Genomic DNA, 22,711 nt, shown 5'->3' with positions numbered 1-22,711 from the left:
GTTCCATGCGTACCCCGTTGATCGCCGCCGCCCTCGGCCTGCTGTTGCTGACCGATGTCGCGCACGCGCAAACCCTCAAAGCCACCAGTAACATCGTTGTCCGCGCGCTTGGCCGCAGCGTCGACTTCACCTCGGACACCACGTCATCGGTGCGTAACTGGAAAATGGTGATCGAAGCCCAGGACGATGCCGCCAGCTATGTGGCCAGCAATGGCAACATTCACGCTGCCCGACTGGACGCCGCATTCGCGACGCTGCGCGAGCGTCTGCCAGAAGCCCGCAATGCAAGTGATCAGGACCTCGCTGAAGCCATTCTCGCATTGTGAGGCGCGTTGCCGCCTGGCTGCTGGCGTCGGCACTCTCGCTGATCTGCACGAGCGCCTTCGCCGACCTGAGCCTGTCGCTGCACACCGACGGGCTTGATGCTGCACAACAGAAAGCCAGCCAGGCGCTGCTGGATGAAGCAATGGCCGCTCTGCCGCCGATGTTCGTCAGCAAACTGGATCGCAAGGTCGAAGTCCACTGGACCGACGACATGCCGTCCAATGCCTACGGACGCGCGGACGGCCCGTATCGATTGGACCTCAATCAGCGTCTGCTGTCGGGGCTGACCGACGGCAGCGCCGCCACCACCCGAACCAATCGCCCCCACGGCACCGTGCGCGAAGAAATGCTCGCAACGGTTCTGCATGAACTGACCCACATTTACGATCACGCCCAGCTCTGGTCACCCGAGGAACGCAAGCTGATCATTGCGTGCGCGCGGCAGGGCAACAGCGTCGGTAAGATCGGTCTGCGTGACAGTTGTCGAGGACAGACCGAACGGCGCTTCACGCTCAGCGACGACCCGCGACTGCTGGACCTGGCCGGCTGGCCACAGTACGTCGGACGGCGAGGGGATCGCGAAGAGCGCAACGGCCAGGTCGCCCGAAGCCCTGATATCTACGAAATCAGCAGTCCGCTGGAGTTCGTGGCAGTGAACATGGAGTATTTTCTGCTCGATCCGGCGTACGCCTGCCGCCGACCGGCACTGTATGACTACTACAAAAAGCAGTTCGACTGGGCGCCTGCCACGAAGGATGACTGCCCCACGTCTTACCCGTATTTGAATGCCGGCAACGATTTTGCCCGCGAGCCGCTCGGCAAGCTCGACCCCGAGCGCGTCTATGAAGTGGACTATCTGCTGGCCGAAGCCAATCAGAACCTGGTGAGTCGCTGGGGTCACAGCATGTTGCGTCTGGTGATCTGCAAACCCGGCCGGCCACGTGGCCCGGATTGCCGGCTCGATCTTGATCAGCATCTGGTGTTGTCCTATCGCGCCTTCGTCAATGACCTGCAGCTGTCCAGCTGGAGTGGTCTGACGGGCGCCTATCCTTCACGGCTGTTCGTGCTGCCACTGGGTCAGGTCATCGACGAATACACCAAGACCGAGCTTCGCAGCCTGGCGTCAGTGCCACTCAAGCTGTCTCGCGAAGAAATAGACGGGCTGGTGCAACATGCCGCTGAAATGCACTGGGCGTACGACGGCAATTACTGGTTCCTGTCGAACAATTGCGCGGTAGAGAATCTGAAGTTGCTGCGCAGCGGTACGAACGATCCACGTCTGGTCGGTCTGGACAGCATCATGCCCAACGGCTTGCTGGAAGTGTTGAAAGGGCGAGGGCTGGCCGACACCAGTGTGCTCGACGATCAGAAGAAAGCCCTGCGCCTGGGGTATCGCTTCGACTCGTATCGCGACCGCTATCAGGCGATGTTCGATGTGCTGCGCAAAACCACGGACGTCAAGCAAACCACCGTCGAGGACTGGCTGACATTGCCTGCCAAGGAGCGCCAGCCTTACTTTGCCAAGGCCGACCTGCGGACCAGCGCCGCAATGCTGCTGCTGGAACAGGCGGCTCAGCGTCGTCAGCTCTTGCTCGCGCAGGATGAGGTGAAGCAGCGTTATCTGAGCGCGGTGGAGAAGAAGGACAACGGCGTCTCCAAAGCCACTGGAACGTTGCAGGACATTCTGGCAAACAGCGGCTTCTTGAGTCGCCCGGCAGAACTGCTGGGCAGCGGCGGTTATGGCCTTCCGCAACAAGGCGAGTGGCAACGGCTGGAAGAAGAAAGCACCCAGCGGCAAAAGCAGCTGCAGCGGCTGACCGGCGATCTGGACACGGAAGTGCGAGCGCTGCTGGAGCCTGATCGCGCCGCTGAGATCGCCGCCACCGATGAAAACCTCAAGCAGGTGGGCGAACATCTGCGCGCACTGCACAAAGCTGCGGGCGGACTGGAGTTGCCGTGACAGCTTGAGCGCCAAGGGTGAGCGTGCTGGCGATCGGAAAACCGCAACCTCTCCGTTAGCCCTGAGCCCGCTCATCCGCAGCGATGGGCCGCCGTTTCTTCCGGCTCGCCCGGCAGGTGCTCGTCCAGATGCAGCCAGGGCAGGCGGTTGTCAGTCCAGATATGCCGGGCAGCCGGCGCCAGCTCCGGCTGATCGAGCGTGCCGATGGTCACGTCCATGGTCTGCGGGCTGTTGCGGCTGAACAGCGCGACCTGTGCCCCACAGTTGTTGCAGAAATAACGCACACATGTCGGACCGGAATCGTAAGCCGCAGGACTGCCTGCCAACCACTTGAACGCGTCCAGCGGCACGGTGATCCAGGTCACGACGATTCCGCCGGAGGTGCGTCGGCAGATCGAGCAGTGACAGTGGGCAATATCCGACAGCGGCGCCTCGAACTGATAACGCAAATTGCCGCAATGGCAGCCGCCCGTGTGCATCTCATTCATGGATGTTCTCCCGACTTGGTTCAGGATGTGACTGCCGCTCAAGCCAATCGCTTCATTTTTTGTCCAGCGTGCGACGTATCACCCGCGAAAGCTGGCTGAAAGCTTATCCCTTTAGCATCCCGTCATCGCCGGCGACAGACCGGTAGCCAGAACGGACGTCTTTTGACGTTCGCCGGCCCATCTACAACAACAATTAGGTGATTCTGATGCTTGCTTGCACTGCGATGTACCCCTCGCTCGCCCCCCAACTCCACGCGCCGCTCGTTCTGAGCTGATGACTTCGTCTCGTCTTTTTCACCTCGCGTAACGCTGGAGTATTGCTATGTTGACCTTCCTCGGCTTCGCCATGGTCGTCGCCTTCATGTACCTGATCATGAGCAAACGCCTGTCGGCGTTGATCGCCCTGATCCTTGTTCCAATCGTCTTCGCCCTGTTCGGCGGCTTTGCCTCGGACATCGGCCCCATGATGCTCTCGGGCATCACCAAGCTCGCGCCGACCGGCGTGATGCTGATGTTCGCCATTCTGTACTTCGCCTTGATGATCGATTCCGGCCTGTTCGACCCGGCCGTGCGCAAAATCCTCAAGCTGGTGAAAGGCGACCCGGTCAAGGTGTCCGTCGGCACGGCAGTGCTGGCGCTGGTCGTGTCACTGGATGGCGACGGCGCCACCACGTACATGATCTGCGTCGCCGCGATGCTGCCGCTGTACAGCCGCCTGGGCATGAGCCCGCGAATCATGGCCGGCCTGATCATTCTGGCCGGTGGTGTCATGAACATGACGCCGTGGGGCGGCCCGACCGCCCGTGCTGCCAGCGCCCTGCACGTCGACCCGTCGGACATTTTCGTGCCGATGATCCCGGCCATGCTGGCGGGTGTCGTGGCGATTCTGGTAATCGCCTATTTTTACGGCAAACGCGAGCGTGCGCGTCTGGGCGAGCTGCATTTGCCGGGCGACGAAGTCGACCACAGCGAGATCAGCGTTTCGCAGTTCCCGGACGCCCGCCGTCCCAAGCTGATCTGGTTCAACGCAGCGCTGACTCTGGCACTGATGGTGGCGTTGATCATGGGCCTGCTGCCGCTGCCGGTGCTGTTCATGATCGCGTTCAGTATCGCGATGATCGTCAACTATCCCTGCCTGCAGGCGCAGAAAGATCGCGTTGCCGCTCACGCGGGCAGCGTGCTGGCAGTGGTCGGGCTGATTTTCGCAGCCGGTATCTTCACGGGTATCCTGTCGGGCACCGGCATGGTCGACGCCATGTCGAAAAGCTTGCTGGCGGTGATTCCCGAGTCGATGGGGCCGTATCTGGCCGTCATTACGGCGATCGTCAGCATGCCGTTCACCTTTTTCATGTCCAACGATGCGTTTTACTATGGCGTCCTGCCGGTGCTTTCGGAGGCCGCGGCGCATTACGGCATCAGTCCGGTGGAAATGGCGCGTGCCTCGATCGTCGGTCAGCCCGTCCACTTGCTGAGCCCACTGGTGCCGTCGACCTATCTGTTGGTGGCGCTTGCCGGCATCGAGTTCGGTGATCATCAGCGCTTCACCCTCAAGTGGGCGGTGCTGGTGTGCGTGTGCATCATGATCGGTGCACTGCTGATGGGGATTTTCCCTGCCTACAGCAGTCTATAAATGCAAATGAACGCCCTCGCCGACACAGGTTGGCGAGGGTCATACAAGCCCAAAGGAAAACGTAATGGAATGGCTGACCAACCCTGAGATCTGGGTTGCTTTCTTCACGCTGACTGCCCTGGAAATCGTTCTGGGCATCGATAACATCATCATGATCTCGATCTTGGTCAGCCGCATGCCGAAGGCCATGCAGCCTCGCACGCGTATTTTCGGCCTGGCCCTGGCGATGATCACGCGCATCCTGCTATTGCTGTCCATCACGTGGGTGATGCGCCTGACCGATGACCTGTTCGAAGTCTTCGGCCAGGGTATTTCCGGCCGCGACCTGATCCTGTTCTTCGGCGGTCTGTTTCTGTTGTGGAAGAGCTCTCAAGAGATCTACCACGGCATGGAAGGTGAAGAAGAGGAACTCGACGAGCCGAAAGGCAAGGGCGGTCTGTTCCTGTACACCATCATCCAGATTGCGATCATCGATATCGTCTTCTCGCTGGACTCCGTCATCACCGCAGTCGGCATGGTCTCCCATGTCCCTGTCATGGTCGCAGCGATCATCGTCGCGGTGCTGATCATGATGCTGTGCTCGGGCGTTATCAGCGACTTCATCGACAAACACCCGTCGCTCAAGATGCTCGCGCTCTCGTTCCTGATCGTGGTGGGTACGGTGCTGATCGCCGAGTCGTTCGATGTGCACGTGCCAAAGGGCTACGTTTACTTCGCCATGGCGTTCTCGCTGGCAGTGGAGGCCATCAACATCAAGATGCGCATGGCCATGGCAAAGAAAAAGGCCATGAAAGACCCTGTGAAACTTCGCAAGGACGTTCCGGGTCAATAACACCCAGTGCGTGTAGCGGTGACAGAACGGGGCATTGGATGCCCCGTTTTTTATTCAGCGGCATGGCCTGGAGAGGAGCAAGCTTGCGCCCACAGTCTTGCCATCGCCGGAGCTGGGCGATTCGAAACGCTTGATTTGTTACAGATTTGTTTCAAGAAATAATCGTCTGTGCCATGCTGGCAATAAGGCCTCAGGCCGACTAAAGCTTTAGTCGAGCGCGATGAACATCTAGCTGCTCAGGCGCCTTCGCTCGCTACACGCTGCACTTTTAATCTTCTGCCCGTTGGGCAACAACAGGGGGCTTTCCGTATGCTGACCCTGCTCGATTTGCTTTCCGCCGTCGCGCTGTTGATCTGGGGCACGCACATCGTTCGTACCGGCATCCTGCGCGTCTACGGCTCACAATTGAGACGCGTGCTCAGCCAGAACATGTCGAAACGTCCGTTGGCGTTCATCGCCGGGATTCTTGTGACAGCTCTGGTTCAGAGCAGCAACGCCACTGCCATGCTGGTGACCTCGTTCGTGGGTCAGGGCCTGATGGGGCTCACGCCGGCGTTGGCCATCATGCTCGGCGCCGATGTCGGTACGGCCGTCATGTCTCGAATACTGACGTTCGACCTGTCGTGGCTCTCGCCGCTGCTGATTTTCCTTGGCGTGATTTTCTTTCTTTCGCGCAAGCAGACTCGCATCGGCCAACTGGGTCGCGTCGGCATCGGTCTGGGCCTGATCATCCTCGCCTTGCAGTTGATCGTGACCGCTGCGGCGCCGATCACTCAGGCCGCCGGCGTGAAGGTACTGTTCGCTTCACTCACAGGTGATCTGCTGCTCGATGCCCTGGTCGGCGCGATGTTCGCGCTGATTTCATACTCCAGCCTGGCTGCCGTTTTGCTGACGGCAACACTGGCCGGCGCCGAAATCATCAGCCTGCCAGTGGCGATCGGCCTGGTCATTGGCGCCAACATCGGCAGCGGGCTGCTGGCCTTTCTCAGCACCAGCATGCAGAACGTCGCCGGGCGCCAAGTGGCGCTGGGCAGCTTGTTGTACAAGCTGATCGGGCTGTTGCTGATCGTTCCGGTCCTGACGCCGCTCGTGCACTGGATGGACTCGCTGAACGTCAGCCCGTCGAGTCTGGTGATCAGCTTCCACGTGATCTACAACTCGCTGCGCTGCCTGATCATGCTGCCGACGGTGGGACCGATGGGTCGCCTGTGCGCTTCGATTCTGCCGCAACAGGCTGAGGTCAACGGTCAGACCAAGCCACGCCATCTGGACCTCACGGCACTGTCCACACCCAGCCTGGCGTTGGCCAATGCCGTACGCGAGACGTTGCGCATGGGCGATCTGCTCGACAGCATGCTCAACGCCATGCAGGAAGTGTTGCGAGGCAATCAGACGGCCGTGACGCAAGAAGTGCGCCGGCTGAACGACGATATCGAAGTGCTCTACAACGCGATCAAGTTGTATCTGGCACAGATGCCGCGCGAGGATCTGAGCGATCAGGACAACCGCCGCTGGGCAGAAATCATCGAGCTTTCAATCAACCTCGAACTCGCCAGCGGTCTGATCGAACGCATGCTGCGCAAGGTTCAGCAGCAGAAAACCGCCCAGCGCAGGTCGTTTTCCGACGTGGGTCTGGAAGAACTCTCCGGGCTGCATGAGCAACTGATCGCCAACCTGCGCCTGGGCCTGTCGGTCTTTCTCAGCGGAGATCCGGAAAGCGCTCGCCAGCTATTGCGGGAGAAACGTCGTTTCCGGGCACAGGAACGGCGTCTGGCGCACGCTCATGTCAGCAGACTGCAACGTAAAATCGTGCAGAGTATCGAGACCAGTTCATTGCACCTTGAGCTGATCGCCGACATGAAGCGGCTCAACTCGCTGTTCTGCAGCAGCGCTTACGCCGTGCTGGAAACAAGTGACACCGGCGCACTCTCCAGTGAGAGCCAGCCCGAGTAATCGAGGTGAACGCAGGGGCCAGCCCGAAGTCTGTTACACATACCGGCCCGCAAGGAAGCCCGTTTTTATGCGTTGCCTGCTGTTCATTTGTTTGTGTCTGACATCCCTGACCTCTATGGCCATCGACCGCTTTCAGGTGGAAGGCTACGTATTGCCCAACGGTTTGCAGTTATTGCTCAAGCCCGCTGAAAAGGGCCACGTGTCCATCCGCCTTGTCGTAGGCGTCGGCTTCGATGATTTCAAATGTGAAGACAAAGAACTGCCGCACCTGCTTGAGCATGTGTTGTTCAGCGGTATCGATAGCAGTGGCGAGGGCGGGCTCGAGCAGCAGATGCAGGCGCTGGGCGGGGAGTGGAACGCGTTCACCAGCAACACTGACACCACATTCGTGATCGAAGCGCCTGCGCAGAATCAGCGCAAGGTGCTGGACCTGCTGTTGAACGTGCTGACCCATACACAGGTGAATCAGGCCAACGTGGACACCGCCAAGCGGATCGTCGAACGCGAGGACGGTGGCCATTACTCGCATCTGCAACGTTGGCTGGACAAACGTGACCTGGGCCACGGCGCCAGCAATCAACTGGCCGTCGAATTGGGCCTCAAATGCCCGGAGCGGCCTGAGCTGGATCACCTCACCGTCGAACAGATCGAAAACATCCACGACAACTGGTACGCGTCCAACAACATGACGCTAATCATCGTGGGTGATCTGGACAAATTGCTGCCAGCCTATCTGGAGCGCACGTTCGGCCAGCTGAATGCCGTTGACCCCAGCGAACATCCTCCGCTGCTGACGATGTCCGAAAAGGCCGAACCCGAACGCACGCTGGTGCGCGGCGCGCTGGGTGACGGGGCCAAGCTGCATCTGTTCTTCACCGAGCCGGATCTGGGCGAGCAGCACGATGAAACCTGGGATCTGGTGAAGTCCTATCTGGACTGGGCGCTGTACAGCGAGTTGCGTCTGGACAAGGGCTATTCGTATGGCCCTTGGACCGATCGTGAGGCGTTCGGGGATACCGGATTTCTCAGCCTGAATGCCGATCTGTCGCGGGACGACGTCGCCTCTGCGGTGGCGGCCGTGCGTTCGATGCTGGAGCGGTTACGCAAAGAAGGCATGGACCCGGCGACCTTCGCCCGTCTGCAACAGGCGTCCATCGCCAAGCAGGCTTGGGCGGTGCAGGGCAACAGTGCGCTGGCGGACTACTACTGGGGCGCGCTGAACGACTACGACGACGGCCGTTTCGAAGACCCGGCCAAACGTACCCGCGGTGTCAGTCTGGATCTGGCAAACCGTGCGATGCGCCAGCTGCTGAGCCAGCCTGGATACTTGCGCATTGAAGAGCCGTTGATCAGCTACGACCAATTGTATGAAATCGGGATAGCGTTGCTGGCGCTGGTCGCGCTCGTGATTTTCTGGCGTTGGCGGGTCTACAAAAGACGCCCGATCTGATAGGAGTGCGCCGAGTCCAGGTCAGTCAGTCAATGTAGAAGCGCTCTTGCCCGCGATCTGACGCGCAGCGGCAGCCGAAATGCATGTCGGGTTGGTCTGCCACTCCAGGCTAGCAGAGATGACTGCCGCTATGTGCCACACAGAGGGGAATCGCGCGCCGATGCGATCGGCATAAGCGGTTTCCGTGCACGTGTGAACTGTGATCATTGGTATCCTGCCAAGGATTTTTCCTACCGCCAAAGTGAACACCGAAATGCCGGACTTGAACGCCATCATGCAGAACTCTCACGTACAGCGCGTACTGGAGTTCATCAAGCGCTACCCGGGGGTGATTGCATTCTTCGGCTTCTGCTCGGGGATCGGCAGCTTCATTCTGGTGGACCGTCAGGCCAAGCTTGCGACGTGGATCGCGGTCATCATGTTGGTCAGCTGGCTGTGGCTGATGGTGGAAAACAGCGCTGTCGCATTGATCGCCCGGATCTTCAAACGCGAGATCCCGCAGCCTTTACTGCGCTACGCCACGCAGATGATTCATCAGGAAAGCCTGTTCTTCGTTCTGCCGTTCTTCTTCGTCACCACCACGTGGAACAGCGGCCAACTGGTGTTCACCGGCATCCTGGCGGCTGCGGGGCTGGTGTCGATTACCGACCCGCTGTACTACAAATGGCTGGCGCCACGCCGCTGGCTGTTCATGGCATTGCACACCCTGACGCTGTTCGCCGCCTTGCTCACGGCGCTGCCGGTCATCCTTCACCTGACCACCGCTGAAAGCTACAAGCTTTCGCTGATCACGGCGATGCTGCTGTCTTTTCCGAGCCTGGCTTCGAGTTTCCCGATCAACAACTGGAAACGCGCAATCGGGCTGGTGCTGATGACGCTGGCCATCGGCGGAGCAGGCTGGTTGTTGCGCTCGTGGGTGCCGCCGGCCACGCTGTGGCTGACCGAAGTCGCCGTGAGCACCCGGTTCGACAACCAGAACAGGACGCCGGGCGAGAGCATTCAGGAGATCGGCGTCAATCAACTGCGCAGCTCCGGCCTGTACGCTTACACCTCGATCAACGCGCCGCGCGGCCTGGACGAGCGCATTTACCATGTCTGGCGGCATAACGGCGAAGAGGTCGATCGAATTGCTCTAGACATTCATGGCGGACGTAAGGAAGGCTATCGGGCCTGGACCCACAAACAGAACTTTCCTCCTGATGTACTGGGCAAGTGGCAGGTGCGTGTGCTGACCGAGGATGGCCAGATGATCGGGGTGTTGCGCTTTGAAGTCACCGACACAGACCAGCCTGCAGTCACTCGCAAGAAGATCACGCCAGCGGGCCTGAAACCGGGGGCAGACGACGCTGGCCCGGCGGATTCCGACACGCCGAAAACCGATGACAAATCGCCAGCAGAGAGCTCGCCCGATCCGGCCAAAACCAACTAAGCTCGCTCCCATGACGCCACTGACACACCTTGCTACCAGCGCTTCCGAGGTTTCGGGAAGCGTCTTACTGGATACTTCGACCGATCCCACGCAGCTGCGGATCGCCGGAGACTGGACGCTTGCCCATTATCGAGCGCTCAAGCATCAGACAGACGCGCTCAGCTCAGGCTTCGGACCCAGTACGCAGGTAGACATGAGCCAGCTGGGCGCGCTGGATACCGCCGGCGCGTCGTTGCTGGTCGAGCTGCTGGGAGTGCAACGTCTGCGCCTGCTGGCAGTTCAGGCGCCCAATTTGCCGGAGTCCAGTCGCGCGCTCATGCAGACCATTCAGAGCGCGCTGAGTGATTACTGTCAGCCGCTGAAAGATCCAGAAGTGGCCGTTGGCACCCAACTGCTGGCCCGGATCGGCTGCGCGGTCGATGTCATTCTGAAGGACACCCTGCAGTTGCTGGGTTTCATCGGCCTGATCCTGCAAACCATGGTCACGACACTGCTACGCCCACGGCGCTGGCGGACCACCTCGGTCATCGCCCATATCGAACAGATTGGCCTGGACGCAGCACCCATCGTGGCACTGCTGACCTTCATGGTGGGCGCTGTCGTGGCGTTCCTGGGCGCCACCGTGCTGAAGGCATTCGGCGCGACAATTTTCACCGTCGACCTGATCGGCTTCTCGTTTTTGCGCGAATTTGCCGTGCTGCTCACGGCGATTCTATTGGCAGGCCGCACGGCCAGCGCGTTCACTGCGCAGATCGGCTCGATGAAAGCCAATGAAGAGCTCGATGCCCTTCAAACGCTGGGAATGAGTCCTACTGAGATGCTGGTGCTGCCTCGCGTCCTGGCGCTGCTCATCTCACTGCCGATGCTGACGTTTCTTGCGATGATCTGCGGCATCGTTGGCGGCGGCGTGGTCTGCGCGCTCTCGCTGGGCATTTCTCCGGCCATGTTCCTGTCGTTGATGCAGGCCGACATCGGCGTCCAACACTTTCTGGTGGGTATCGTCAAAGCGCCGATCTTTGCATTCTTCATCGCCGCGATCGGGTGTCTTGAGGGCTTCAAGGTCGAAGGCAGTGCCGAGTCCGTGGGCGCTCACACCACATCGAGCGTGGTGCAATCGATTTTCGTGGTCATCGTGCTGGATGCACTGGCCGCAATGTTCTTCATGGAGATCGGCTGGTGACCAGACGGTGCGTACAACCCAGCGAAACGGTCATCCAGGTGCGCGGCCTGAGCAATCGGTTCGGGCCGCAAGTGGTGCACGAGCATCTCGACCTTGATCTGTATCGCGGGGAGATCCTGGCCGTCGTCGGCGGCTCGGGCAGCGGCAAATCGGTGCTGTTGCGCAGCATTGTCGGATTGCAGCGCCCCGCTGCAGGTAATGTCCGCGTGTTGGGTCAGGATTTGCTGAATCTGCCGGACAAACAACGCTCTCAAGTTGAACGACGTTTCGGCGTACTGTTTCAGAAGGGCGCGTTGTTCTCCTCGTTGACCATCACTGAAAACGTTGCCCTGCCGTTGATCGAGCACGCCGGCCTGAACCGCGAAGAAGCCGAGCATCTGGCCGGGATCAAGATGGCGCTGGCCGGACTGCCGCTGTCGGCCGCGCACAAATACCCGGCGTCGCTGTCGGGCGGGATGATCAAACGGGCGGCATTGGCCCGCGCGCTGGCGCTGGATCCGGACATCCTGTTTCTGGACGAGCCGACCGCCGGGCTGGACCCCATCGGCGCCGGGGCTTTCGATCAACTGATTCTCACGCTGCGAGACGCATTGGGCTTGAGCGTGTTCATGGTCACCCACGATCTGGACACGCTGTACACCATTACCGACCGGGTCGCGGTCCTGGCGCAGAAACGGGTGTTGGTGGCCGACAGCATCGACAAGGTGTCGGCGTACAAGGACGACTGGATTCACGAATATTTTCATGGCCCGCGCGGCCGCTCGGCCTATGCAGCGGCCACTCACCCACACGAGGTCTCATGATGGAAACCCGCGCCCATCACGTCTTGATCGGCCTGTTCACAGTGATCGTGGTCGCCGCCGCGCTGCTGTTCGGCCTGTGGCTGGCCAAGTCCAGCGTGGACACAGCGTTCAAGGATTATCAGGTCGTGTTCAACGAAGCCGTGACAGGCCTGTCGCGAGGCAGTCCCGTCCAATACAGCGGCATCAAAGTGGGTGACGTGGTCAACCTGCGTCTGGACCCTCAAGACCCGCGCCGCGTACTGGCGCAGATTCGCGTCGCCGGCGAGACACCGATCAAGCGCGACACGTTTGCCAAACTCGCGCTCGCTGGCATCACCGGCACCTCGATCATTCAGCTCAGCGGCGGCACGCCACAGAGCGAGCCTCTGAAGGGCGAAGACGGCAACCTGCCGGTGATCATCGCGTCGCCATCGCCGATTTCACGTTTGCTCAACGACAGCAACGACCTGCTGACCGGCATCAACACGCTGCTGCACAACACCAACGAGATGTTTTCTTCGGACAATGTGAAGACGCTGACCAAAACCTTGCAGCATCTGGAACAGACCACCGGAGTCATCTCAGATCAGCGTGACGATATCCGACAGGCGCTCAAGCAGATGACGGTTTTGAGCAAGCAGGCAGGCACCACGCTGGAGCAGACATCGACCTTGATGCGCAACGCCAACCAACTGCTGACCAGTGACGGCAAGCAAGCCATCGCCAGTGCGCAGCAGGCGATGAAGTCGCTGGAGCAGAGCAGCCTGACCATCAACGCATTGCTCAAAGACAACCAGGACTCGGTCAATGGCGGTCTGCAGGGCCTGGGTGAACTGGGTCCGGCGATCCGCGAACTGCGCGAAACCCTGTCGTCACTCAAAACCATCTCACGCAGCCTGAATGCCAACCCCAGCGGGTATCTGCTCGGCAGCGACAAGAACAAGGAGTTTGAGCCATGAGGCTTGCCGGTCACTCAATTACCCGACTGCTGCTGGTGACTGCCCTGTTGTCGACGGCAGCGTGCTCCATTTTGCCCAAGCAGGAGCCGTCTGACGTCTACCGGCTGCCGACTGCGTCAGCCACCAGCAAAGCGCAGACGCCTGCGCCCTGGTCTCTGCGGGTCGTGCGCCCCAAATCCAGCGAGACTCTGGACAGCGCCCGTATTGCGGTGATCCCGCAGGGTGACGTGATCAGCAGTTACAAGGGCGCGCGATGGAGCGACCCGGCGCCCGTGTTGCTGCGCAATCGCCTGACCGACGCGTTTTATCGCGACGGCCGGGTGCTGTCGATCAGCACCGATGACAGCAACTTGCAGGCGGATTTCGAGCTGGGCGGCGAGTTACAGGCCTTTCAGAGCGAGTACCGCGGGCAGGCCATCGGAGTGGTGATTCGACTGGATGCGCGGCTGTCCGACGAGCGTCAGCGCATCGTAGCCAGCCGCCGTTTCGAGGTGCATCAACCCGTGGGCGACAAGCAGGTTGCGGCCGTTGTGGCGGGATTCGGCCAAGCCAGCGACTCGCTGGCGGCCCAGGTTCTGCAATGGACTGTGGAGCAGGGTCAGCGGCACTACACGGCCGAGCCGAAGAACCAGTAGCACACCAGAATGGCAGCGATGACGCCTGCCAGTTCCGCAAGCAGTGCGCAGCCGACGGCATGGCGGGCGCGCTGGATACCCACTGCGCCGAAGTACACGGCGAGCACATAGAACGTGGTTTCGGTACTGCCCTGAATGGTCGCGGCCACCAGCGCCGGGAAGCTGTCGACACCTTGGGTCTTCATGGTTTCGATCAACATGGCACGCGCTGCGCTGCCTGAGAACGGTTTGACCAGCGCGGTCGGAAGGGCATCGACGAAGCGCGTGTCCAGGCCCATCCACTGAATCCCGTGGCGAATCCCTTCCAGAATCAGGTCAAGCGCTCCGGATGCGCGCAAGACGCCCACCGCGCACAGCATTGCCACCAGATACGGCAGCAAGTTTTTCGCCACATCGAAGCCTTCCTTCGCGCCTTCAACGAATGTTTCGTAGACCTTGACCTTGCGCAGCGCGCCGATCACCAGAAACACCATGATGATGCCGAACAGCGTGAGGTTGCCCAATATGGACGAAAGGCTGGAAAGCGCCGTAGCGGACAACCCGGCCAGCACCGCCATGAAGCCGCCAAGCAACAGCGCTCCGGGCACCAGATAGGCCAGCACCACCGGATCCCACAAACGCAGGCGCTGCATGACCGCAACCGAAAGCAGGCCCACCAACGTCGACGCGCTGGTCGCCAGCAGAATCGGCAGGAACACCATGGTCGGATCGACTGCTCCTTGCTGCGCCCGGTACATGAAGATGGTCACCGGCAACAGCGTCAGTGATGAGGCATTCAGGACCAGAAACAGAATTTGCGCATTGCTTGCAACGGTCTGGCTGGGATTGAGCTCCTGCAGCGAGCGCATGGCCTTGAGGCCGATTGGCGTGGCAGCGTTATCAAGGCCCAGTGCGTTGGCGGCGAAATTGAGGGTGATCAGGCCCAGAGCAGGATGGCCGCGCGGGACTTCAGGCATCAGACGATGGAACAGTGGCGCGAGCACCTTGCCCAGCCAGTCGACGATTCCGGCCTTTTCAGCGATGTTCAGAAAGCCGAGCCACAACGTCAGCGTGCCGAACAGCAGCACCATCACCTCAACCGAAAGCTTGGCCATGGCGAAGATGCTTTCAACCATCGCCGCGAAGATCCCTGCGTTGCCGCCAATCAACCATTGCGCCAGCGCGGAAATCGCCGCAACCACGAAAAAGCCAAGCCATAGGCCGTTGAGCATCGGTAAGTCCCCTCGGAAGATGCGGGGATGATAGCGGCGAGGGCGCAAACAACAAACCCTATCCCACATTTACCAGACACGACGCGCGGACTTGAGGCGCCACGCGCTTACGACGTCATGCGGCTCCGCCCGCGATCTGCGGCGAGAGCAAACCCCGTGGGAGCGGCCAGCTGAAACTCAAAACAACAAACCCCGCTTGCGGGCGGGGTCTGTTGGTCAGCTCTGCTCAGCAATCAATCGACTGTCGACTGACCGGCAGGCAGGGATTCCTTGCTGCGCCAGTGCGGCAGGGAGTTCCAGTAACGTTCGCCCTTGGCGTCGTCGTACATGCCTTCCCAGCGCGCGATGACCAGTACCGCCAGCGCGTTGCCGATCACATTCAAGGCCGTACGCGCCATGTCCATAATGCGGTCGACACCCGCGATGAAAGCCAGGCCTTCGAGCGGGATACCGACGCTGCCCAGCGTCGCCAGCAACACCACGAACGACACACCCGGAACGCCCGCGATGCCTTTGGAGGTCACCATCAGCGTCAGCACCAGCATCAGCTGTTGACCGATCGACAGGTCAATCCCGTAAAGCTGCGCGATGAACAGCGCTGCGATGCTCTGATACAGCGTCGAGCCATCCAGGTTGAACGAGTAACCGGTCGGCACCACAAAGCTGCTGATGGCCTTCGGTGCACCGTAGGCTTCCATCTTCTCGATCACGCGAGGCAACACGGTTTCGGAACTGGCAGTGGAGTAAGCCAGCACCAATTCGTCTTTGAAGATGCGCATCAGCTTGATCACCGAGAAGCCAAACAGGCGCGCGATCAGGCCCAGCACCACGAACGCGAAGAAGGCGATGGCGACGTAAACCAGAATCACCAGCTTGGCCAGCGGCAGCAGTGAGGCAAAACCGAAGTTGGCCACGGTCACGGCAATCAGTGCGAACACACCGATGGGCGCGTAGTTCATGATCATGTGAGTGACCTTGAACATCGTTTCCGATACACCCTGGAATACCTTCACCAAAGGCTCTCGCACTTCGGCATTTAGGCTCGAAAGCCCCAGGCCGAAGAACACTGAGAAGAAGATGATCGGCAGCATGTCGCCACGTGCGACGGCAGCGAAGATGTTCGAAGGGATCAGATTGAGGATGGTCGCGATGAACGCATGATCATGCTGCACTTCGGCCGTGGTCTTCTCATACTGCGAGATATCCACCGTCCCCAGCGTGCTCATGTCGATACCGGTGCCGGGATGGAAGACGTTGGCAAGCAGCAAACCGACCACAATTGCGATCGTGGTGACGACTTCAAAATAAAGAATGGTCTTGAGGCCGATGCGGCCCAGCTTCTTGGCGTCGCCAACGCCAGCGATTCCAACGACCAGCGAAGAAATCACGATAGGGATGACGATCATTTTGATCAGACGAATGAAGATGTCGCCCGCCGGTTGCAAAATGTTGCTGATCCACCAGGCCTTCTCGGCGCTGAAGTGGTTCAGTACCGCGCCAAGCGCGATGCCCAGGACCAAGCCGATGAGGATCTGCCAGGCGAGGCTCAGTTTTGCCTTCTTCATGTCATTACCCTTGTTGTAGTAGCTGTGACACTTCTCAACCAGCGCTGCACGTCTGTTGTACGCGTTCAAGCGCAGGTGCCCTTGGAAATGTCCAGAAGGTGACCGCAAGCGAGCATCCGAGCTCTTAGCAGGCGAAAAAGGGCGCAACTATTCCCATGGAAGGCTTCATCGTCTAATGCCGTAAATGACTACCTCATGCCGAATCGGCATGAGGAAAATCAATGACTTAGGCGAAAGGCCCACTCGAAGCTGACCTTCCAGCTGGCGTTTAAATGCTCGGAAGTGGCTATAACGTCGCCTGTAGCGATGTTTGTGGAAGAAGAGGGCACGCAAGTGACAGATTGGTCATGAACGGCCAAAGTACCGCCATCGACGATTTTTTCTCGATATACGGTCGTAGGAAGGGTGTAAACACGATGTAGGAAGAATTACAGGTAGGGGTATCTGTCGCTAAAACGGCTGAGGCATGAGATCAGAACGCTAAAATTTGCGCCTCGCAAGTCCACTGTCGGATAACGGCTCACGCTCAATCGGACGATGGACTTGCGTTGCGGCTTGCCTGACCCGGCCCACGAATGGGAGTACTCCCTGTACACCTGGTTCGCTCCAGCCACTCCATTGGTCAGAACGCCCCGGCCCCTTGGTCACGCGCAGACCTTCCTCGGGTTGCGCGGCTTTCAGGAAGACCCAATCACATTCGGTCTTCCATCATCTGAGTCAGTACCAGTTCGGATCTTTCTTCAGCTGTTCTTTCAGAAGACCTTGCATGCCTTCGTCGGGGTCGCCGAGGAACCGGTAATCAGCGTGGCGAGTCGGGGACTTATCCGCCGGCAAGCCCGCCGGGACTTCGACCAGCATGGCGTAGGCATGAGCCTTATCCATGCTGAACGCGACAATGAGGCGTTTGTTGATGCACGTGTCCTGGGTTTCGCAAAGAGGCCCTGCCAGGTATTTGTCACCATCCTCGGTCACCGCATTCATTTGGTCGGACGTGCCGGAGAGATTGATCACCCAATCCGGCAACCGCTCTTCCTTCTTCACGACCGACGACCATGTCTGGCGGTACTCGGGATCAGAGCTGAGCAGCTCGTTGACCCGGGACTGTCCATCATTGGCCGCGGAAGCCAGCGTACTGGCGCCCGCAAGGAGCGCCAGTGCCAGAGCAGAGAAGCGCTTCGCGATCATCGTTATCCCCGACCGCGACGACCAAAGAAGAACGACACTACAAACATAACCAGGAACACGATAAAGAGAATCTTGGCAATACCGGTGGCAGTGCCCGCGATACCACCGAAGCCCAGAACCGCTGCAACAATGGCGATGATCAGAAATGTGATAGCCCAGCTCAACATGGTGATTCTCCTTACTGTTTTAATTTCTTGCTACGGCGAGGTGTCGACGTTGACCCTCAAGGTAGATCGGGACCGCGATCGCTGTGATCAGAAGACCCAACTCTGTTGACGTGGCGCCTGGTCGTTAACCGCCTCCGCGTCATCAACTGTCTGCAGACTCAGGGCTACGTCAGACGCCTTCAGCGCGCTCGCCTTGGCGAATGGCGCGCTGTGGGTGTAATGGTGAGGCACTTGAGTCATTTCCTGCTGTTGGTTCCAGTGAGTGAACTGCTGCACCACGATGAGGGTGATCATCAGCGCCAGACTGGCAAACAGACCTTGCTGCACCTGCAGCGGGGAGATACGCAGTTTGGCGAGATGTTGAGTGTTCATTCAGCTGACTCCTGGCAATCTTGTTGGCCGTCGACACAGGCCGTTGTTACCAGTGATATTGCACGCCGTGTGCCAGCTTTTTTTGATCGATTAAACCCTTACAAATCAATTAGTTATGAACCAGTCGATGCCGCCCTGAAACAGCAAGCTGCACGATTGAACATTTGGCATCGTGCGTTCTGCACGAAGACATGGGACAAACTGTCGCGGACGTTGACCGAGAACATCGGTCCAGAGGGGAAGCTGATGGGTATTCGGTCGCTAATCTCTGCAGGGCTTGCCGAGCGGCAAGCCCTGCTGCATTGAGACGAGAATCAGCCCGCGCTACGGGTCATGACTCGCAACGTGTCAGCGTCGACACCTTTGACGCCGCGGATGTTGCGGGCGATCTCCACGGCCAGTTCTTTCTCCGCATAATTGGCAACCACCCCATCCAGGCTGACGACGCCACTCTTGGTCTCCACCTTGATATTCAGGCCGTCGAGGTTGCGGCTATAAATAAGGCTGGATTTGACCTTACTGGTGATCCAGGCGTCGCTGAATTCTTCATGCACGCTACTGGCCTGCGCCTCGTTCTGCTCCTTGATCGCCTGCGTATCCCGCGCGCTCAAGCTGATCAAGTTGTTGACTTCGGTCACACCATCGGTGTTGCTCGCCAGGCTTCCGGCCAATTGCTTGGCCTCGGCATCCTTGGCCTGACCTTTGAGCGTTACTACGCCTTGCGCTGCACTGACCTCAATGTTCAGCCCCTCTGTGACGCTGTTCCACAGCAGCTTCGATTTGATCGTCGCGGTCAGCGTGGCATCGTCGAAACGCTGCGCCATGTTCGCCTTGGCGCCTGGCTCTGCGGCCACTTGCGGATCGATCTCCAGCTGATTGTCGACCTTATTAATGCCTTGGGTATCGCTGGCGATCTGCGTGGCAAGGTCCTTGTCGACCTGATTCTCGACCTTGCCTTTAAGCGTCGCAGTGCCTTGCTCGACCTCCACGCTGATCTTGAAGGGACTCAAATGGCGATTGAGCGCGAAGGCCGTCCAGATCGAGCCTTCCTGACGCGCTTCAGCCAATTGCGTTTGCAAATCACCCGTGGCCGCGTGGGCAATGACAGGCGCCCCTGCAAGCGAGCCAACAGCGGCAATGGCCAGGGTGATTTTCTTCAACGGATGCATGGCAAATCTCCAGACAGTTGCAAAAGGTATCTCTGGAGAGACTTTCCATTCGCCCAGATGTTCTGTTCTGAGCCCACCCCGCCACCCGCACGCAACCCTCATGCGAGCCATATGAATGCGCAGAAACGTCGCAGATCAATGGGTTATTGGTTTTTTCCTCAGATCGCTACCATGCATCCCACAGAATCAATCAGAATGAACCATGCAACTTGCCCGATTTTTCCGGGACTAACCAAGATCATTCATTTAGGAGCGTAGGAAAAATGGAAGCAGCCGCTGAGAATCAGGGCCGTATTCTGCTTGTGGATGATGAATCCGCCATCCTTCGCACCTTCCGCTATTGCCTGGAAGATGAAGGCTACAGCGTCGCCACTGCCAACAGTGCGACGCAGGCCGAGGCGCTTTTGCAGCGTCAGGTGTTCGATGTCTGTTTTCTGGATTTGCGTCTGGGCGAGGACAACGGCCTGGATGTATTGGCGCAGATGCGCATTCAAGCGCCATGGATGCGCGTGGTCATCGTGACCGCCCACTCGGCGGTCGACACCGCTGTGGATGCCATTCAGGCGGGGGCAGCCGACTATCTCGTCAAGCCTTGCAGCCCGGATCAACTGCGTTTGGCCACGGCCAAACAGCTGGAAGTGCGTCAACTGTCGGCACGACTCGAAGCGCTGGAAGGCGAAGTGCGCAAACCCAAGGACGGACTGGATTCTCACAGCCCGTCGATGATGGCCATTCTGGAAACGGCGCGTCAGGTCGCCAATACGGACGCCAACATTCTTATTCTCGGCGAGTCCGGCACCGGTAAGGGCGAACTGGCGCGAGCCATTCATGGCTGGAGCAAGCGCGCCAAAAAAGCCTGTGTGACCATCAACTGCCCGTCGCTGACAGCCGAGCTGATGGAAAGCGAGTTGTTCGGCCACAGCCGCGGGGCGTTCACCGGCGCCAGCGAAAGCACGCTCGGGCGGGTCAATCAGGCAGATGGCGGCACATTGTTCCTCGATGAAATCGGCGACTTCCCGTTGACCCTTCAGCCAAAGCTGCTGCGCTTCATTCAGGATAAAGAGTACGAACGCGTGGGCGACCCGGTAACGCGCCGTGCCGACGTGCGCATTCTGGCCGCCACCAACCTGAAACTCGAAGACATGGTTCGGGAAGGCCGCTTCCGTGAAGACCTGCTCTATCGCCTGAACGTCATCACGTTGCACCTGCCGCCGCTGCGCGAGCGGGCTGAAGACATTCTGACGCTGGCCGACCGTTTCCTGGCCCGCTTCGTCAAGGAATACGGTCGTCCTGCCCGCGGTTTCAGCGAAGAAGCCCGCAGCGCGCTGCTCAATTACCGTTGGCCGGGCAATATCCGCGAATTGCGTAACGTGATCGAACGCGCCAGCATCATCTGTCCCCAGGAAAAGGTCGAAATCAGCCACCTGGGCATGGCCGAACAGCCGACCAACAACGCGCCACGCGTGGGGGCGGCGTTGAGCCTGGATGAGCTTGAGAAGGCGCACATCGGCGCCGTGCTGGCCACCAGTGACACGCTCGATCAGGCTGCGCGCACGTTGGGTATCGATGCCTCGACGCTGTACCGCAAGCGCAAGCAGTACAACCTGTGACAGGCGATCGATAATGTTCGCAATGAAGTTGCGTACACGGCTGTTCCTCAGCATCTCGGCACTCATCACGGTTGCGTTGCTGGGCCTGCTGCTGGGCCTGGTCAGCGTCATGCAGATGGCCAAGTCGCAGGAATCGCTGATCAGACACAACTTCATCACGCTGGATATCGGTCTCAAGTTGCGACAGAACCTGGGCGATCAACTGGTGATGTTGCTCAAGGACGATCCTGATCCCAAGGCGCTGCAACAGAATCAGCAGCAGTTCCAGGAACTGCTCGATCAGGGCATCGATCATGACCAGCAGACCAACACGCACAGCGGCTTTGAAAAAGCGCGCGGGGACTACGAGCGTTTCCTCAGGGCGTTGCAGGACTCCAGGCAGCCGGCCAACTCCCTGACCGATGACACCGAAGTCACCAACGCCTTCAATACGCTGCGAAACGGTCTGCTCGATGCGCATCGTCAGGCGCTTGCCAATATCAACGACGCCGAAAGCGCCTCACGATCAAAAGCGTTGTGGGTGGCGTCGCTGCTGGGTCTGGTCGGTCTGGCCGTGCTGGCGATCGGCTTCATCACCGCTCATGGCATTGCCCGCCGCTTCGGTGGGCCTATCGAGGCGCTGGCTCGGGCGGCGGACAAGATCGGCGAAGGGAACTTCGACGTCACGCTGCCAATTTCTTCTGCGTCGGAAATGAACCAGCTGACCCGTCGTTTCGGCATGATGGCCGAATCGCTTCGCCAGCATCAGGTCACCAACATCGATCAGTTGCTCGCAGGGCAGCAAAGGCTTCAGGCAGTGCTGGACAGCATCGACGACGGCCTGCTGATGATTGATCGGCAGGGCCGCCTGGAGCATTTGAATCCTGTTGCCCAGCGCCAGCTGGGTTGGGAAGAGGGTCGACTGGGCCAAGGCCTCGGCGAAGCTCTGCAGCGACCCGAGCTGGACGAGCAGCTGTATCTGGTGCTGCGTGGCGGAACGCTAGAACGGGCGCCCGAGGACCTTTCCATCGAGGTTGACGGAGAAACCCGCCTGCTGACCTACAGCCTGACGCCGGTCAGTCACACTAAAGGCCATATTCTGGGCGCTGTGATGGTGCTGCATGACGTCACGGAGCAACGCGCATTCGAGCGTGTGCGCAGTGAATTCGTCCTGCGCGCGTCCCATGAGTTGCGAACGCCGGTGACGGGGATGCACATGGCGTTCGGCCTGCTGCAGGAACGCGTGCACTTCCCACCCGACTCGCGCGAAAAGGACCTGCTAGAGACCGTAAACGAAGAAATGCAGCGCTTGATGCAGCTGATCAACGACCTCCTCAATTTTTCCCGCTATCAGAATGGCCTGCAAAAGCTCACGCTGGAACCCTGCGACATCGGGGAATTGCTCGGCGCCGCTCGCCAGCGCTTCGCGGAGCCGGCTGCGGAGCAGAATGTTCTGGTGCTGATGGAAATGCAGGAACCGCTGCCCAGGTTGCAGGCCGACAAGGCCCAACTGGACCGCGTGCTGGACAATCTGCTGGATAATGCGCTGCGCCATACGCCGCAATCAGGTCTGATCCGCCTGCAAGCTCGACGTCACGGAGAGCGCCTGATCATCAGCGTCGAAGACAACGGCGAAGGCATCGCCTACGGCCAGCAGGCCCGGATCTTCGAGCCCTTCGTGCAGGTCGGCCGCAAAAAAGGCGGCGCGGGGCTGGGGCTGGCGTTGTGCAAAGAGATCGTGCAACTGCATGGCGGACGCATGGGCGTGTACTCCCGTCCGGGGCAGGGCACGCAGTTCTATATGGCGCTGCCGCTTTAAGCGACGCTTCCG

20 protein-coding genes are annotated in these 22,711 nt (G+C 59.6%); 13 read left to right on the top strand and 7 right to left on the bottom strand.

Features of this window, described 5'->3' with window-relative positions:
- The first annotated feature begins 5 nt into the window (after window positions 1–5).
- A complete protein-coding gene (locus AAGQ88_RS00555) occupies window positions 6–326 on the top strand; it encodes a DUF2388 domain-containing protein (RefSeq protein WP_093466710.1) in 321 nt (106 codons plus the stop codon).
- Entirely contained in the window at window positions 323–2,284 is a 1,962-nt protein-coding gene (locus tag AAGQ88_RS00550) for a DUF4105 domain-containing protein (protein ID WP_342654154.1), read from the top strand. The genes AAGQ88_RS00555 and AAGQ88_RS00550 overlap by 4 nt, the downstream gene beginning before the upstream one ends.
- A gap of 71 nt (window positions 2,285–2,355) precedes the next feature.
- Here the strand turns inward: AAGQ88_RS00550 and AAGQ88_RS00545 are convergent, their stop codons facing one another.
- A complete protein-coding gene (locus tag AAGQ88_RS00545) occupies window positions 2,356–2,772 on the bottom strand; it encodes a GFA family protein (RefSeq protein ID WP_342654153.1) in 417 nt (138 codons plus the stop codon).
- 322 nt (window positions 2,773–3,094) lie between these two features.
- Here AAGQ88_RS00545 and AAGQ88_RS00540 point away from each other — a divergent pair, with 322 nt between their 5' ends.
- The 9 genes from AAGQ88_RS00540 to AAGQ88_RS00500 all read left to right on the top strand — a co-directional run bounded on the left by AAGQ88_RS00540 (window position 3,095) and on the right by AAGQ88_RS00500 (window position 13,622).
- Entirely contained in the window at window positions 3,095–4,402 is a 1,308-nt protein-coding gene (locus AAGQ88_RS00540) for a CitMHS family transporter (protein ID WP_285422720.1), read from the top strand.
- A gap of 64 nt (window positions 4,403–4,466) precedes the next feature.
- Window positions 4,467–5,234 (top strand): TerC family protein, encoded by a 768-nt coding sequence (locus AAGQ88_RS00535; RefSeq protein WP_093466702.1) that lies wholly within the window; start codon window positions 4,467–4,469, stop codon window positions 5,232–5,234.
- 309 nt (window positions 5,235–5,543) lie between these two features.
- Complete coding sequence (locus tag AAGQ88_RS00530; protein ID WP_285422721.1) at window positions 5,544–7,187, top strand: Na/Pi cotransporter family protein; 1,644 nt, start codon at window positions 5,544–5,546, stop codon at window positions 7,185–7,187.
- Between the two features lie 67 nt (window positions 7,188–7,254).
- The gene (locus AAGQ88_RS00525; protein WP_342654152.1) at window positions 7,255–8,637 is read left to right on the top strand and encodes a pitrilysin family protein; all 1,383 of its coding nucleotides are present in this window, start codon (window positions 7,255–7,257) and stop codon (window positions 8,635–8,637) included.
- Between the two features lie 274 nt (window positions 8,638–8,911).
- On the top strand, window positions 8,912–10,066 hold the full coding sequence (locus AAGQ88_RS00520; RefSeq protein ID WP_285422936.1) for a DUF5924 family protein: 1,155 nt from the start codon (window positions 8,912–8,914) through the stop codon (window positions 10,064–10,066).
- A gap of 10 nt (window positions 10,067–10,076) precedes the next feature.
- Complete coding sequence (locus tag AAGQ88_RS00515; RefSeq protein ID WP_342654151.1) at window positions 10,077–11,246, top strand: MlaE family lipid ABC transporter permease subunit; 1,170 nt, start codon at window positions 10,077–10,079, stop codon at window positions 11,244–11,246.
- On the top strand, window positions 11,243–12,049 hold the full coding sequence (locus AAGQ88_RS00510; protein ID WP_093466694.1) for an ATP-binding cassette domain-containing protein: 807 nt from the start codon (window positions 11,243–11,245) through the stop codon (window positions 12,047–12,049). Before AAGQ88_RS00515 ends, AAGQ88_RS00510 begins: the two co-directional genes overlap by 4 nt.
- Complete coding sequence (locus AAGQ88_RS00505; RefSeq protein WP_285422937.1) at window positions 12,049–12,987, top strand: MlaD family protein; 939 nt, start codon at window positions 12,049–12,051, stop codon at window positions 12,985–12,987. The genes AAGQ88_RS00510 and AAGQ88_RS00505 overlap by 1 nt, the downstream gene beginning before the upstream one ends.
- Entirely contained in the window at window positions 12,984–13,622 is a 639-nt protein-coding gene (locus AAGQ88_RS00500; RefSeq protein ID WP_342654150.1) for an ABC-type transport auxiliary lipoprotein family protein, read from the top strand. Before AAGQ88_RS00505 ends, AAGQ88_RS00500 begins: the two co-directional genes overlap by 4 nt.
- Here AAGQ88_RS00500 and AAGQ88_RS00495 read toward each other — a convergent pair.
- From AAGQ88_RS00495 to AAGQ88_RS00470, 6 genes are all read right to left on the bottom strand, one after another.
- Window positions 13,595–14,833: a nucleoside recognition domain-containing protein gene (locus tag AAGQ88_RS00495; protein WP_342654149.1), complete on the bottom strand. Its 1,239-nt coding sequence runs from the start codon at window positions 14,831–14,833 to the stop codon at window positions 13,595–13,597. The two genes, AAGQ88_RS00500 and AAGQ88_RS00495, sit on opposite strands and share 28 nt — an antisense overlap.
- A 233-nt stretch (window positions 14,834–15,066) precedes the next feature.
- Window positions 15,067–16,398 (bottom strand): glutamate/aspartate:proton symporter GltP, encoded by a 1,332-nt coding sequence (gene gltP / locus AAGQ88_RS00490; RefSeq protein WP_342654148.1) that lies wholly within the window; start codon window positions 16,396–16,398, stop codon window positions 15,067–15,069.
- Between the two features lie 717 nt (window positions 16,399–17,115).
- On the bottom strand, window positions 17,116–17,583 hold the full coding sequence (locus AAGQ88_RS00485; protein WP_342654147.1) for an inhibitor of vertebrate lysozyme family protein: 468 nt from the start codon (window positions 17,581–17,583) through the stop codon (window positions 17,116–17,118).
- Between the two features lie 2 nt (window positions 17,584–17,585).
- Window positions 17,586–17,750, bottom strand: a complete 165-nt coding sequence (locus tag AAGQ88_RS00480) for a DUF1328 domain-containing protein (RefSeq protein WP_025257796.1) — start codon at window positions 17,748–17,750, stop codon at window positions 17,586–17,588.
- Between the two features lie 87 nt (window positions 17,751–17,837).
- Window positions 17,838–18,122, bottom strand: coding sequence for a hypothetical protein (locus tag AAGQ88_RS00475; protein WP_342654146.1), 285 nt, complete (start codon window positions 18,120–18,122; stop codon window positions 17,838–17,840).
- A gap of 314 nt (window positions 18,123–18,436) precedes the next feature.
- Window positions 18,437–19,291, bottom strand: coding sequence for a BON domain-containing protein (locus tag AAGQ88_RS00470; protein ID WP_342654145.1), 855 nt, complete (start codon window positions 19,289–19,291; stop codon window positions 18,437–18,439).
- 263 nt (window positions 19,292–19,554) lie between these two features.
- Between AAGQ88_RS00470 and algB the strand changes: the two genes are divergently transcribed.
- Together algB and AAGQ88_RS00460 are read left to right on the top strand one after the other, a co-directional pair.
- Window positions 19,555–20,901, top strand: a complete 1,347-nt coding sequence (gene algB / locus AAGQ88_RS00465; protein WP_093466680.1) for a sigma-54-dependent response regulator transcription factor AlgB — start codon at window positions 19,555–19,557, stop codon at window positions 20,899–20,901.
- A 10-nt stretch (window positions 20,902–20,911) separates the two neighbouring features.
- On the top strand, window positions 20,912–22,699 hold the full coding sequence (locus AAGQ88_RS00460; protein WP_342655900.1) for a KinB sensor domain-containing domain: 1,788 nt from the start codon (window positions 20,912–20,914) through the stop codon (window positions 22,697–22,699).
- Window positions 22,700–22,711 lie beyond the last annotated feature (12 nt).

Origin of the sequence: Pseudomonas sp. F3-2 (assembly GCF_038804275.1) — a bacterium.
Lineage (GTDB): Bacteria > Pseudomonadota > Gammaproteobacteria > Pseudomonadales > Pseudomonadaceae > Aquipseudomonas.
The sequence above is the reverse complement of the archived record's forward strand: the minus strand, read 5'-3'. Positions and strand labels throughout refer to the sequence as shown.

Coding starts and splice junctions, on each gene's coding strand:
- AAGQ88_RS00555 (WP_093466710.1), top strand. CDS start 6: ATGCGTACCCCGTTGATCGCCGCCGCCCTCGGCCTGCTGTTGCTGACC.
- AAGQ88_RS00545 (WP_342654153.1), bottom strand. CDS start 2,772: ATGAATGAGATGCACACGGGCGGCTGCCATTGCGGCAATTTGCGTTAT.
- AAGQ88_RS00540 (WP_285422720.1), top strand. CDS start 3,095: ATGTTGACCTTCCTCGGCTTCGCCATGGTCGTCGCCTTCATGTACCTG.
- AAGQ88_RS00535 (WP_093466702.1), top strand. CDS start 4,467: ATGGAATGGCTGACCAACCCTGAGATCTGGGTTGCTTTCTTCACGCTG.
- AAGQ88_RS00530 (WP_285422721.1), top strand. CDS start 5,544: ATGCTGACCCTGCTCGATTTGCTTTCCGCCGTCGCGCTGTTGATCTGG.
- AAGQ88_RS00525 (WP_342654152.1), top strand. CDS start 7,255: ATGCGTTGCCTGCTGTTCATTTGTTTGTGTCTGACATCCCTGACCTCT.
- AAGQ88_RS00520 (WP_285422936.1), top strand. CDS start 8,912: ATGCAGAACTCTCACGTACAGCGCGTACTGGAGTTCATCAAGCGCTAC.
- AAGQ88_RS00515 (WP_342654151.1), top strand. CDS start 10,077: ATGACGCCACTGACACACCTTGCTACCAGCGCTTCCGAGGTTTCGGGA.
- AAGQ88_RS00505 (WP_285422937.1), top strand. CDS start 12,049: ATGGAAACCCGCGCCCATCACGTCTTGATCGGCCTGTTCACAGTGATC.
- AAGQ88_RS00500 (WP_342654150.1), top strand. CDS start 12,984: ATGAGGCTTGCCGGTCACTCAATTACCCGACTGCTGCTGGTGACTGCC.
- AAGQ88_RS00495 (WP_342654149.1), bottom strand. CDS start 14,833: ATGCTCAACGGCCTATGGCTTGGCTTTTTCGTGGTTGCGGCGATTTCC.
- gltP (WP_342654148.1), bottom strand. CDS start 16,398: ATGAAGAAGGCAAAACTGAGCCTCGCCTGGCAGATCCTCATCGGCTTG.
- AAGQ88_RS00485 (WP_342654147.1), bottom strand. CDS start 17,583: ATGATCGCGAAGCGCTTCTCTGCTCTGGCACTGGCGCTCCTTGCGGGC.
- AAGQ88_RS00480 (WP_025257796.1), bottom strand. CDS start 17,750: ATGTTGAGCTGGGCTATCACATTTCTGATCATCGCCATTGTTGCAGCG.
- AAGQ88_RS00475 (WP_342654146.1), bottom strand. CDS start 18,122: ATGAACACTCAACATCTCGCCAAACTGCGTATCTCCCCGCTGCAGGTG.
- AAGQ88_RS00470 (WP_342654145.1), bottom strand. CDS start 19,291: ATGCATCCGTTGAAGAAAATCACCCTGGCCATTGCCGCTGTTGGCTCG.
- algB (WP_093466680.1), top strand. CDS start 19,555: ATGGAAGCAGCCGCTGAGAATCAGGGCCGTATTCTGCTTGTGGATGAT.